Origin of the sequence: Aquimarina megaterium XH134 (assembly GCF_000520975.1) — a bacterium.
GTDB lineage: Bacteria > Bacteroidota > Bacteroidia > Flavobacteriales > Flavobacteriaceae > Aquimarina > Aquimarina megaterium.
This window is the reverse complement of the sequence record NZ_JACB01000043.1, coordinates 1-14,978: the sequence shown is the minus strand read 5'-3', so window position 1 is coordinate 14,978 and position 14,978 is coordinate 1. Positions and strand designations below refer to the sequence as shown.

The 14,978-nt window shown below is 33.6% G+C and carries 7 protein-coding genes; all 7 read right to left on the bottom strand.

The features are described from left to right. Nucleotides 1-13: 13 nt before the first annotated feature. The gene (locus tag Z053_RS0121475; RefSeq protein ID WP_025667025.1) at nucleotides 14-421 is read right to left on the bottom strand and encodes a hypothetical protein; all 408 of its coding nucleotides are present in this window, start codon (nucleotides 419-421) and stop codon (nucleotides 14-16) included. 13 nt (nucleotides 422-434) lie between these two features. Continuing rightward, complete coding sequence (locus Z053_RS0121470) at nucleotides 435-5,453, bottom strand: hypothetical protein (RefSeq protein ID WP_025667024.1); 5,019 nt, start codon at nucleotides 5,451-5,453, stop codon at nucleotides 435-437. 88 nt (nucleotides 5,454-5,541) lie between these two features. Further along, nucleotides 5,542-6,270 carry a hypothetical protein gene (locus Z053_RS0121465; protein WP_025667023.1) on the bottom strand — a complete coding sequence of 243 codons (729 nt, stop codon included), beginning with the start codon at nucleotides 6,268-6,270 and terminating at the stop codon, nucleotides 5,542-5,544. Further along, nucleotides 6,257-11,869: a hypothetical protein gene (locus Z053_RS0121460; protein WP_152538366.1), complete on the bottom strand. Its 5,613-nt coding sequence runs from the start codon at nucleotides 11,867-11,869 to the stop codon at nucleotides 6,257-6,259. Before Z053_RS0121460 ends, Z053_RS0121465 begins: the two co-directional genes overlap by 14 nt. Nucleotides 11,870-11,881: 12 nt before the next feature. Then, on the bottom strand, nucleotides 11,882-12,502 hold the full coding sequence (locus Z053_RS0121455) for a hypothetical protein (RefSeq protein WP_025667021.1): 621 nt from the start codon (nucleotides 12,500-12,502) through the stop codon (nucleotides 11,882-11,884). After that, a complete protein-coding gene (locus tag Z053_RS0121450; protein WP_152538365.1) occupies nucleotides 12,480-13,004 on the bottom strand; it encodes an OmpH family outer membrane protein in 525 nt (174 codons plus the stop codon). Before Z053_RS0121450 ends, Z053_RS0121455 begins: the two co-directional genes overlap by 23 nt. Nucleotides 13,005-13,069: 65 nt before the next feature. Beyond that, a partial coding sequence (locus Z053_RS30435; protein ID WP_051476114.1) for an immunoglobulin domain-containing protein occupies nucleotides 13,070-14,978 on the bottom strand: 1,909 nt, incomplete at its 5' end.

Genomic DNA, 14,978 nt, shown 5'->3' with positions numbered 1-14,978 from the left:
GTATTCGAGTTGGTTATCTGATTTGTTTACGGTTTCTGGTGATTAGCTGAAATTCGTTATTTAAAAGTCGAACTTCTAGAGTTATAGATCTCGGTTTTGCTTTACCCCATTTCTTTTCTATGATCATTTTTAGATCATCTAAATAGACTAAGGTTTCTTCTTGATTATAAAACAAATAGAAGTTATTATCTGATTTTCTATTCAATATTGCTTCCTGGTTGTCCAGCACATGCCCATCTTCAATTAAATCTATCTGAATAAACTTTACATTCACAGCTTCATAGAGCTGAAGTGAGATTTCAAATACATTTTTTTCTTTTTCATAAACCTCAAAGTCAAATGTATTTTGTTGCGCATAAAAAAGTGTCGTACAAAACATCCCAAAAATCAGGATCATACTATGTTTGATTCTATTTTTCATCGTTGCTATAGGTTTAGTTATTAGGATCAATGACTACATTTATTCCGGTTTTTGGCGACTCGACCGGATCAAAATCAGGGTCAGTAGGAGAAAATGGTTTTTTAGTAGTCTTGATATATTTATCTCTATCTACAAAAGTATCTCCAGGTCCATTAGGGTTTTGGCGAGTAATATAATCTGCCTGATCTGTACATATTTCAAAAGATTGCTGTTCCCATTTTTTGGTATCCTTGTTATAAACGTATACAGGTTCTACAGGTAAATTATTTGTATCATATGTCAAATCCGGATTATAATTTCCTGTGTTATCACATTTACTAGGAATATCTAATTTTACTGTCCATTCTAATGCCTGTTTCGATCTGGTAGATTGCGCATAGGTAAGAGATTGTCTAATATCCCAAATCGTTACAAAAGGATATGCCGATGTGTTATATGAGTACTTAACCAATCCGCTAGGGAGGTTTTCTTCTATAGGAGATTCCTTTGTTTGAGTTGTTATCCCGGTTAACGGATCAAAATATTTTAATTTCTGTTCTTCTCTGGTAGACAATCCAGCGACTACAGGTCCAGACACTCCTAATTCTGGGAAACTAAGATCGATAGTATATTTAGAAATAGCGTTAGGATCTGACCTATCTACTCGTGTAGGTGCTCCCAAAAGTCTACATGTTTCATCTATACAAGCATAGGTATCTACCTCGCATTGCTTTTTACATTGTTGTACAATCTGTTCTACTAATGCTTCAATATCTTCCTCGGGAACTATATTATCATTAGGGTCGATTTTACATTTGCCAATTACATAACACCTGTTTTCAAACAGTTCTATTAAGTTTCGCTTAAAGAATTCTCGTTTGTCATCACAGTTCTCATTACATTCCTTCATCAATAATGAAACTTCATTTTCAATCATACTAACTCCGGTAGCTTGCGGTTCACCTGCCAGATCAATAAACCATCTATCTTGAGGAATCGGTGGCATATCTGCAAAACTATTAGTGATATACCCTCCATTTTCTGCAAATAAATCCGCTGATAAAAATTCTAATCCAGATAATGTTCCTGGTAATACATCTGCACTGGTAAAGGTTAATATGAAACCTGATTCTTTTTCATAATCCGGATTTAACACATAACTGGTTGCTTCAAAATAATTTCCACAATTAACGGGTACGACATCGGGTACCACTTCTTCTTTAAAGTCTTTTACCAGGTTATAAAAAGTAAGACGTTGATCACAATTCCAATCTTTTGAAGTTTGTTCACACTGTATATATCCTACATCACAAAAGTTACAGGGGATGGGAGTTCCATCGGGATATTCACCACAACAACCGAACTCTTTTTCTTCAATTTCTCCTGTTGTTTCATTAACTACTTCTTCAATACAAATATTAGGATCTCTAAAACAGGTCTCTGCTTCAAGAATAGGAAATGTTCCTTCTTTATATTCAAAATACTTAAAAGCATACACAGGATCTTTAATATTATAATAATGTTCTCTTGTTTCCGGATCAAAAAGGTCTAACCATTCCCCTATAAGGCCCGTTAGCCTTTTTCGATCATATTTTGTATATTTTAGATTGGTTTTTGAATTCACCAACGTATCGAAGTCGGGTTGAAATACTGGGAAATTAGCCTTAGGAGCTTTGTCTTTAGGTACTTCATTTATGATATCTCCAAATTTGTAACCCGTACATTCAAAGAATTTATATACTACACTACCTAGCTCTGCCTCTGCCTGATCCTGAGCAACACCATTAGTACTTACATTTTGTCTTCTTATTCTTCTTACCAGTTTACGCTTTGCGATCCATCGTACGATAAAGTTTTTTATATTTTTTCTTAAATGCCCTCTACTATCGCCACCTCTTGTGTCATAACTATCTGCTACATTATTTTCTTCATTTGAGTCCAAATCATAATCACCAACACATAATTTATTTACTAGTTCTATTACGATAGGTTCCCAACATTCTGCCAATTCTTGTGCAGAGTACTGCGATCCTGGTAATATCACTTTAGGTTTTGGGTAATCACAAGATTCGTAGTTTCCATTTGGAACTGGATGATTAGGAATATCCTCTTCTACTTTAGGGCAATCCTGATCACCATATTGATCTGTAGCCATATGATAAACCATTTGATTAAAAACCCCAGGTCGTTGCCATCCTACTAGTTGAGCATAAATTTCTTCTGCTGCTCTTTCTCTTGTATATCCAGTATTAACTGCACTTTTACATTCGTAAAGCATAGAGATAGCATACCCTTCAAAATCAATAGGATAAGCATCAGTATTCTTAAGCGTTACCGAACCATCGTTTAGTTTCTCATAAGTGAAGTTGTTTTCTGTATCTAATAAGAAATTTGGATTTGGATTTATATGATTATCTGGGTTCGGAGTAGTTAACGGAGTTGCTCCTGTCCCAAAGTATGAGATGGATTCTACCACCTGATCATCTAATTGTTTATTATTTCGATATGCTTCTAAAGCTTTTGGAATTGGAGTACGGAAAGGGGGTGTAAATATTATAGGTACCTGAAACTGGCAACATGGTGTTTCAAATCCAACTTTTACAGGTCTTCTTCCCTCAATTGAGGTATCGGTATCATAATTAAAAGCCTTTAAATCACCACTAGGATCAAAATAATAAACTGTGATTTTATATTGATCTTCTCTACCTAGGTAATAATCTAAAAATTCGTCATCTGCTTCAGGATCTGTTGGGTCTTTACTCCTAAAACTTATTTTTTCATCAGAGCATCCTGCGCAATCAAAATTAACAGTAGCGATTCTTCTTCCTGTAGTAGCATCGGTAACAATATTTGCTGCAAGTTGCTTATTATATACTAATTTACCAAAATGGAAAATATCATTATATAGATATTCCATTTCTTCTTCACAATCCACTTCATTAGAAAAATCAATAATCCAATCAAAAAATGGTTTTATAAGTTTATTAATACTATCCTCTGCATTAACCAAATCAAGCTTTATAGAATCGCTAGGTACTAATGTTTTTTGAATATAATATGTACCTGTATTTAAAATTACATTTCCGAAATCTACAGTAACATTATCTATACCGTCATTTGTTGTATCTGTTAAATCTTTTAAGGTTGGTTGTTCAAAACTATGTACTACGTTTCCTGTACCTATATCAAAAACTTCAATTTTTAGACTATAGTCTAAATCTAATTCTAAATTATGGCATAACCCATCTAATACAGGTCTTGTAATTGTATAACTTATATCTACATCTGTTCCGTCTTCTAAAATAGTAATACGTTTAGATGCTAAAAATCCTGTTGATGTTTTTATATTATTAGTTATTCTATCGGTTACCCCTTTAACTGTGTTATCCGGATTTGTATCTTTTACACTATCTAACACAGTATCATCTTCACTAAAAGTAAGCCCTGTAGCGATTGTATTTCCTTCTTTAGTGATATAAGAAACCGATCTTGTACTATTAGGGTCGACGGTTACAATTTTTGCAACATCCTGATGATTAGGTGCTTCATCTCCAAATAATTTTACCAATTCATCCTCTGTAGGTGTAGAATATAAAGTTCTTGTAGTTCTTGTTTTTCCATCAGCTATATTACCTATCATGTGTGTTTTTCCAACACCTGATTGTTCAACAACACGATCGGTACCATCGTTACTAAAAATAACTCTGGTAAAAGGATACCCTTCTGCATCTGGTATTCTTTTATCTGCATTGGCACCAGAATAGTATTCAAAAGCACCAGTAGCATCTATCATTGCCGGAGCGCCATAATTATCCTCTTCATCAAAATCCTTTGCTTTGTATAGGTTTTTATTCGTCTGTACAAAACCTTCTTTGTAATTACTTATCTTTTCTCCAACAATTGGTACTGGTAATGTGTTTATAGTAGGCCTTCCCGAATTATCTAGAATTGTCTGTGTAATTACCTTATAATCTTTTGAGGGTATATATCGTTGTGTTTGTTTAACTTGGTTTAAAGAAGTAGCATAGGTCACTTGCTCACTTACTTTGTTATTTTCGGTAAAAACTCTACTGTACTGGTAATTTTTTTGGTCGTCGGTATCTGTAAAAAAGAATACCTGATTAGCGCTTGTTGAAAGTGTAAATATACACGAAGTACATGCTGTATAATCTAGAGCATTCCAACTCCCCCAGTTTTTATTATTACCAATTCCATTTTCGTAATACGTTCCTATTGGTCTAACTCGCCATGCATAATATCCTTGTCCTTCTCCCATCGTGAGATCGATAGAAGTTGTTGCCCCGTCTACATGTAATGATAATGCCTTATCCCAATCAATAGTTGTTGTTATTGTTCTTTGATCAGATGATGTTGCCGGATCTGTGTTATATAATCTAATAATCTGTAATTCGTATCCCGGAGCATTACAACTATCTGTCCAATTAAACACTATTGCTTTGCTATTGGCTACAGCTGTTTTTGTTAAATTACTTACCGTGTTTGCACTTACATCAATACCATAATTCATTTCATAGTTTAGTCCAACATTTAACGCTGTTCCTGTATTAATTGTAACTGCAGTATTCGTAAGGTTACTAATGGTAGCACGAACACCATTAATTTTATTTCCGAGATAAGAGAGTCCTGTACTATTATTATCTGTATCTATATATTGGTTAAGATCGAGAAAAACGACACTTTCTGGTTTGTTATTATTCAATTCAACTTTAAATGATATTGCCGGATCAATACTCGGGTTGTCTGTAAGGACTTTTATTTCGAGATCCATTCCTATCTCAAATGGAACCCCAAAATTATCATATCCAAATTCGTAATTTTCTCCCAGGTCAATTTTGACCCATACTTTTCCTTCATTAACATTAAAAGTAGAACACGGCGTAATAAAATTTAAACTGCCCGAAGTTGATTCTCCTGTGCCAGGAATACTTAACATAACATTATCTAAGTATACTCCTTTATCTTGCGAAAACAATGTACCGCTAGCTAGAAAAAGTAAAAAGATGATTCTTGTGAGTGACCAATTAATTTTCATCTGTAAATTTTATTTTTAAAGTTGTCCGATAGGATTGATATACTAAAAAATGACATTTCATTTCGGTGATTTTTTAGTGTACAAAACATCATTTATTTTTTCTGTTATCTATAATTTCAAAATTCTTGTAAACTCCCTTTAATTCTGTTCCATTAAAAATGTACTCCAAGGGTTTTTTGATTTTTTTAGAGCTCTTGTAGTCAATAATCTCATAGTGCACCATCTGCTTTTTGATCTTACTTTTTTCATTAAATCGATTTTCGACTTTTGTAACTCTTTTTTGATTCACATCATATTCTAAAACCTGTCGTATTAACCCTGATTTTTTTTCAAAATCCTTATTGGGTACTATGGTAATTTTCTGTTTATTACCATTAGTTGCACAATCAATCGTGCCTATTGATTTTAAAAGTGTTCTCTCTATTTCTAAAAATTTTTGTTGTGCATTATTATCCGTAAATAACCTTGGATCAGAATCATTCCAGTATATCTTTCCTATTTTGGGTAAGACCACAAACATTTCCTTATCATCTCCATATATCTTCATGTTTTCATCATCCATAAAGATTTTATACTCTGAGATAAGCATTTCACTTTTGGTAGAAGAAACAGGTAGGTTATGCTTTTTAAAAAAAGTTGTATTGGTACTATATTTCATATAATACACCTGTCCTTTCTTTGGAGATATTACTTCCTGCATACCATCCAGATATTCTAAAATTCTATCTCTGCATTTATTTGAGGTTTCATTTTGAGCATATCCACTAAAATGAAAACAACAATATGCAATCAGGGCTATTACTTTAAATTCTTTCACGGCTTTCTTTTGGTAAATTATATTGTGTTTCTGTTATTATTTTTAATCCTTTTTCTGTCTCGATTAGCTTGCGAATCAATTGTCCTTCTCCATTATACTGATAGAACAACCCAAAATGTTGATCATCAAATAAGGTTAATAATCGAAGTGATTTTACATCATACACATAGCACGTTGTTTGTGCTTCTTTAGGATTAAATTTGATATCATCTATATATACTTGCGGATTTTCAAAACTTAGACTTGCAGAAACTGCCTGGCCAGAAACAAAAGATTGTGGTGTTATGTAAGTTCTGTACAAGGACCACTCTCCTGTTTTTGCCATAAACTCTGGAGTCAATGTATTACCATTGATTTGAATCTGTGGATTAATCAGTTTTTCATCAGATTTTGTCCAAAATTTTAACCACCCCCCAGTAGTTGACAATAGGTTTCCGGCAGTAACATTTTTTAGTAAACTCTCACCAGATACAATTTGTTTTGAATATATTCCTGAGTGTGCTATATCTGTTACCAAGCCTGTTTCGACACCTACTTTATCTTCAAAATGCTCAAAATACATTTCTTCATAGGTTGAGTTTTTAGCAATCATAGTAGGAAGCGTAAAATTATACCCGTACTTAGAAGCGCTATATATTCCTAAAACATCTTGTTCTTCTAATGCTGCTCCATTAGGTGAATACTTAGTAACTTCTGTGAGTTTTACCCATTTTTCGTCCTGTGAATTCGCATTATAATTAAACGGGGTAAAGTTTTCTACAATACCACCTTCATAAATTTTTCCAGAATTTGTGTTTCGATCTGAAGATTTCTTTACGTTTCCTTTAAATGTATAATTTTCATGCATTCTATATACTGATGGATTTCCTAAGGATCCATATTCAGTATTTACACTTTGATTATTTGTCCATTCAGAAACTCCTGCCAATACATTATAAGTACTTGCTCCCGCAGATATAATTTTATTCGACTTAATACTCCAAGTACCATTGTCATTAATCGGGTTAGCATCTGCTCCATACGTTACAAACTGTCCTGCACTAGCTAGTAATTGATTTGTATTACTTGATATATCAGACTTCTGCCCCATTTTATCGTAATTCCAATGGGCAGGAATATTCAGGTTATATATAGATCCATCGTGTTTTTGGTTTGCAACAGTTAAATCAATACCATGATATGCATCGTACGTTTTTGTTAAAACAGAGCGTCCGGTAGCATAATCAAATGCAAGGTTTTCTGTGGTAGATGCGATATTATCTGTATATGAAACTATCTTTTTTTGAATCGCTGGATATTTTATAACCTTTGATGTAGCGTATTTGGTTAATAATTGTTCTTTGTATCTAAATACTAAGCCAAATGATACAAATATTGGTGGGGGTATGGTTAATCCAACACTTACGTCTATTTCAAACTCAAAATCTAAATCCTCATTTTCAATACTATATCCTTCTTGAGTAACATCCATTTCTTTGCCCGGTACATCCCACACATAAGTACCTGAATCTTGCCCATCAAACCCTGTAAATAGTTTTACTTTTTCTCCCGGTTCATAGTAATAAAAATCTTGTCCAGAAGAGATATAGCTTGTATTTCCATGCGTATAGTTACCCCCATATGTTCTTACCGATTTAGGAACACCATGCATCCCATTTTGTATAAATCTAAATCCTTGAGAAGCCCACGCTTTATCAAAACCGTATGCAAAATAAGGGCTGGGAAGGTTAAGTCTATCGTGATGCATATTTTCTTGAAGTACAGAATAAGAAACACCACGTTCTGGATGTTTATTAGCGAAATCAAACTTTCTTTCATTTCCTTCATATAATTTATAATCATATAACTTATCATATGGATAATCTTTACATGTATAAAATTCATGAATAGTATGCCCTGTACCTGTTTTGCCGGTATGTATGTTCTCTACAACCACTCTTGAGTGACTTACCGAAGCAGCCGGAAGTAATGATTCTCCTATTGGTCCTTCGGTTTGTTCTTTGTCTTTACCAGCAATCATCCTATTAATCCAGGACTGATTTTTTTTAGGAAGAAATTCTACCAGAGGGTTTTCTTCTCTCATTTCTTGTGGTTCATTAGTCGCAACACCACTAGACCTTCCGTCCTCTAGTTCATATTTATAAACTTGACCATAGGTAGCTTCATCTCCAGATTCTATACCTTTATCATACATCAAAACTTTTTTAACCCGAACTCCTCCTCCGCGTTTTGCTTTATTGATAGGTATTTTAAGGTATGATAAACCAGGGTTTAGCTTTTTACATGTTTCACCTCTATCAGGAAATGAAACATTTATCCCTCTGTTTGCTAATTTTTCTATTCCTTTTTGCGCATATTTTAATGTTTTGATAGCTTTTCCTAAATCTGTACTACCAATATCTCCATTACAGTCTAAAAGCCTAGCTGCAATTGCATCTTCATATTCTTTTTCTATTTTACCCTCACAACCTGCAGAATATTTACCCCATCTTTGTGTGACATAATAATCATGACAGGCTTGTCTAGGCACTAGCCTATAGTTTCGATCTTCTTGGGACTCTTCTGTAAATGTATTTCCTGAATATTTTGTGTGATTTTTTCTATTTTTCGATTTTAGAGTAATAGAAATTGAGCTTCCATTACAAGTAATTTTTGAGATCTTAGCATATCCTGTTATGTACTCTGATTGGCATCCTAATAAATCGGGATTATTATCTTCTAATGCATATAGTAGTTTAAAATATATCCTTTTACGAACATCAATTTCACCACCAGCATTAGGTTTTCCTTCTAAGAAATATTCATTAATTTTTTCACATAACCCATCAGAATACCCTCCTATATCAGATAAATCTAAAGTATATGTAGGGTCATCATATGTGTTTGAAGCGCTTGACAATCGTACCATTGCCATAGCATCTCTATCTTGAACATACGAATAATCTTTACTTTCGTATTCTACTAGAATTTCTCCTCCAGATGGTAGCACTATTTGTTTTAACTGCCATGCAGCGGGGTCAAATTGCTTTTGTGGAATATCTCCCTGATATGGCCATGTAATTAAATTAAGATGTCTGTTTTCTGCACTATTTACATTACCTCTTACATCAAATTGATTATATCCCCATGCATCCAAAAGATGCGGGCCGTAATCAGGATTTTGAGCAGATAGTGAATATTGGACATCCATTTGATGATTAGATGTATATTGATATCCAAATTTATATGAGCTGATTCTAGAGTCTACAACTCCTTCAAATTCTGACCATACTTTTTTAAGTGTTAATTTCCCACTATTTACAGAGATTTTGTTATTAGGATAATTTCCATTTTTATTATTCGGTAAGTTTTGAACTAATGAATAATCATACTGAAAATTAGTTACCTGCAATGGCACATCTGGTCTGGCTTTAGAAAACAATACTATTTTTTCAAGATATTCTAATTCATCTGTTCCTTTTGCCGTTGCACTTTTAGAAGAAGGATCTTCTTCGGTTGTTAAATCCTGAGCAGCCAAACCATCTAATCTTGCTGTTTGTGATCCTCGCAAATAACTTGCCCCTGATCCCGTAACTCCAAACCTAGCAGCGTTAGATGTATTGGTAACAAAATAGGCTACATGAGTTTTTGTTTCTACTTTTTTAAGAAAAAACACTTCTTTCTCTCCTGTAGTCACAAAACCCGCATCATCTTTAACATCAGAGATCGAATTTTTATTATAGAAAAGACCATTGTAAGGAGTTCTCCAACGATACCATTTTCCTTTCTCACTTGCCTCTCCGTATTTTTTATGATACTCAAACGAAGTCCATCCACCAAAATCGCTGTCATCTACCCCAGCGGTACCAAGATCAATATAATCTGGAGTCGTAATGACTTTTAATAACGATATATTTTCATGTGGCAGAGCTCTTACCTCTCCGGTTACTCTATCCTGTTTACAGACATCTACTTTATAATCATTAGATAAATAAGTCGTTGTATATGCTAAATGATTTTTTTCTATGTTATCATTTTCATCTATTCCAAAAGAAAGATTTGATGTATTTCTAACCATTACTGGTTGGGAATATCCGTATTTAATTCCTGCTTCGTTAAATATTTCGTATCCTCCAGTACTTAATTTTTCGATATGTGATGAGGTATTGATTTTTGAATCAATAGCAGGGTCTAAAAACGCTTTTCCTTCATCTCTAACAGCAGCACTTACTCTTTTTACCCCGGGGAAATTTGGATTTGCACCCAATTCTATATTTGCTATATCATTATTAGCAAAATTTACCTTACCTCCCATATCTCCATAAAACCTGTATTTTAGGTTACTATATGATCCCGTTCCTGAGAAATAGTTCATTTCTGATTTACTCCTTCCAAAAGAAAGATTTACCCCTACTCCAACATTAGTACCTATCATTCCTTCTATACCAACGCCATAGGTTTTTATTCTATTCTTTACATTTTCATCATTACTAAAGGTTCTTGGGCCATCTGCAAAAGCACGAAACCCGCCAGACAGACCTTCACCAGATAGAGCATGATTATCGGGTGTACTGAAAGGAATACCAATAAAGAAATCTCGTCTATCAAAAAGCTGAGCTTTTTCTGTAAAATAATCAGATTTCGCACTTGAGCCATTCATATATCCTGAAGCATTCAAAATACGATGTGCTATAGAATGGTTTATAGAAAATGAACCAATATACCCTCCTTCAATTCCAACAGGAGCAACAGCTGGATTAACCTGTAATCCATAACTTAAATTCACATTCATTCCTTTAAGTTTCGTTAAAGAAACTGACTGTCCGACATCGGTAAATGTTTGTAATCCAAAGGTAGATGCTGCATTAAGTGAAGTCGACCCTAAACCTCTTGGCTTAGCATTAACTTTTACTGACATTTTCTTTTTGGCATTTTTATCAGCATCATTTTTTTCTGCCTTCTTTTTTGTTTTAGTTTTTTTCTTATTCTTATCACCACCTCCATTATTACTTAAAAGAGCGTAAGGATTAATTGCTGCACTAAACGTGACTCCTGTAGCTGATCGATTAAGAGATAAACTAGCAAATCCTTTAGATAACCCTATCGACGAAGTTCTGGAAACTCCTTGATAGTTATTATATCGTACATAATCAGAAATCCCCACACCAACACTAAAAGCTTCAACATTAAGTTTTACGGCACCCGACATTGTCCAATTCGGCCTTGTTTTGTTATACACATCAATTGGTGCATTGTTATATTCATCGGGGTAGCCTCGAACACCTGTATTTATTGCTCCTGGGTTTAAAGTCCAGCCATGCCCTACCCATGAAGATTCTTCTTCTGATGAAGTTCCGCTGTGATAAGATAATGACATTGCATACCCTCCGCCATCAGGTCCGGGAATTTGAATTACAGGTAGATTATACGTAAAATTACCTGACAAAGGATCCACCAGATTTGTAGTTGCCACAGGTTCAAAACTCGAAAACTCTGGTGAACCAGGCCCTGATGTTAAAGCATATAATGAACCTACTGATGGTACAAAAATTCCAATCAACATATCACATAACAAAAAGTATGTAATGATCTTAATATTTTTCTTACGTATTGAAATCATAAGTGCTCTTAATTAAAAGTTTAAATTTGGTAGATTATTTATTTTTTCGTTTTCAAAAACAAAATGACTTATTCCGGTATCTAAAAAAGTATCCTGAAATACAATGTCTAATTGTTCTGAATTCAATATTTCTTTTTGATCGTCTGAAAACACCATATAAATTGACTTTTTATTCGCTATTTCATATGCATTTTCCATAGTGGTTAAAACAGGATTATATTTTTTACCAGAGTTTGTCTTTAAAACCAATACTTCTTTTATATTGAAACTTAAATCCCTTATTCTCTGCCCGTATTCACTAAGATTAGCAACATTATAATTGCTTACATTTACTGTTTCTTCGTCATGACTTATGGTCAACAAAAAAGTTTTAGAATTTTTAAACTTATCTACATATCCCTGAAAATCCTTCATATCAGTTTTGTTATCTTTTTTCATCTCATTAAGTGCTAGGTACTCTGCTGGTAAATATTTCATTGATAACAAAAAGCCATTTGCTTTTGTTTTTTTTATAAATCCATGACCTGGATCTCCTAACCACTTTAAAAGCTCTTTTTCACTATTAATTGAAGAGCTACAACCTATGGCAATCAACAGAAAAATGTATATACTATTCTTTAATCCCTTCAACATATTCTTTATTTAATCCTTCTATAATATCTTGTGTTATATCTATGGCATCTGATGCATACATTATATTTCCAGAATTTGTTATTCCTTCTATCAAATCAATATCATGAGTTTCTGCATAGCGTTTAACAAAATCATTAATCTTATTATATACGCCTTGTAGTAATTCTTCTTCCTGAGCTATCACTTTCTGTTCGATTGCCTTACCTAACTGAACCGTTTTGGCTTTAATAACCTCTAGTTCTCCTTTCTTTACAATCTTTTCCTGATTGGATAATTCATCAGAAATAATCTCGAGCTCATTAGATTTGGATTCATACATACTTTTTTGCTTTTCGAACGTATCTTGCATCTCCTTGGTTTTGATCTCGAACAAGTCCTGAGCTTCTTTAAAACCCTGATAGTTTTCTAAGACTGTCTGAGCATTTACGATTACGTTTTTTTTGGCGTTATACTGCTGAAAGCATAAATAAACTATGACCAGCAGCATAAGTATTGTTATCAAAAAGTGTATTTTATTATTTATTTTCACCTTATTTAATTTTATAAGTAATTATGAATTATTGCTTTTTAAAATGAACCATTTCCTGTTTGACCAGATCCAGCCACCAGAAAATGTCCTTTAAAGGATTTATTCTGAATTTTCATGATAAACGTATAGGATCCTACTTCTGTTAATGTTGTATCTAAGACAAAACCATTAATGCTAGCACTTGGCTGAACAACTATATTAGCATTTGAGGGAGAGAAAATCTCTACAGTGGCTCCGATAAGATCAATACTGTTGTTAACATTAATGGTTAATGGTACCGAAGAATTGTATTGTACTCCATTAATTAGATTTATTGTAAACGGTACAACCGGAGTAGTTTTTTTATTCATGAAATATATTGTACTCCCTTCTACACGATAAAAATCGGGTGAGAAATCCAGCCAATTACCTCCACTGGATACCTGTACATTCGAAATACCACTGGTATTTGCTATAAATCTTAGATGAAGTGCTCCTGCATTTTGAGAAGGTTTTACATTAATAAGAACCGTTTTATTCTCTCCAGTATTGGCTCCAAGATTAACAAGTGTTTCGCTATCCGCGTTCCCGCTTATTACACCTGGTATTGTTGTACTACCCGATACTATATCAAACTCTGAATTTGGAAGGTCTTTCGTATTTATCGTGACCTCAAGTTCATTTACCGCCGTTGTAACCTCTAGAGTAATCGGGTTACGGGTTAATGTAAGATCTGTTATTACACTATTAGTAGCTGTAAAATGGTATACTCCTGCATCAGCATCGGTAGCATTAGAGATAACCAAATCTTTATTGGTTGCTCCTGTAATTGCAGCTCCACCTTTATACCATTGATAACTGTTATTTGTACTGGTTAATGCTGTACTAGACAATGTAATACTTCCATTAGCAGCTACAGATAAAGTCTCTGTTTGATCTACTTTGTCTTGGGGAGAAAATATATAATTTGTAAGTTTTGATTTGTATGCAAGATGCTCTGTTTCAAAACTATTAAATACAAAACCATTGCCCTTAAATCTTAAATGAAGAAGATTTGCAAAATTAGATATTTGACTAGGGATTGTACCAGAAAAATTATTATTAGAAATCTCTAAGGTTTGTAGGTTTATTAGATTACCCAATTCTAAAGGAATTTCACCTTCTAGTTTATTGTTACTTAAATATAGATACGTAAGCTTAGACAAATTTCCCAAACTTGATGGTATCTGACCTTGAAATTGATTAAGACCAATATGAAGAACCTTCAAATCCGACAAGCTACCTAACTCAGAAGGAATTGCTCCACTTAATCTATTTAAATATAAAGAAAGGTTTGTTAGTTTCGATAAACCAGAAATAGATACAGGAATTGTACCTGTTAACTTATTATTGTCGATAGATAAATTCGTTAAGTTTACCAGCCCTCCTATGGTATTAGGAATACTTCCCGAAATAGTATTCTTATTTAAGGACAAAGATTTCAAATTTGATAAATCAGATATGGAATTTGGAATCGTACCTACCAAATTATTATTATCAAGTTTTAATTCTGTCACTTTACCTTCGGTTACGGTAACTCCATACCAATCGCATACTTTAGAAGCTGAGTCAGTAATCAACCAAGGTTCATTATTTACTGTTATATTCGTCCAATTAGCACCATCAGTACTATTATATAAATCGATCAATGCCTGACGCTCAGCTGCAGATACTCCACAAACATCTCCAGCACCTATTGATAAAGTAATAGGATTACGAGTTAACGTTAAACCTGTAACTATACTATTTGTAGCTGTAAAATGATATATCCCTGCATCAGCATCTGTAGCATTAGAGATAACCAAATCTTTACTGGTAGCTCCTGTAATTGCTACCCCATCTTTATACCATTGATAACTGTTATTTGTACTGGTTAATGCTGTACTCGATAAAGTAATACTACCATTGGCAGCTACAGATAAAGTCTCT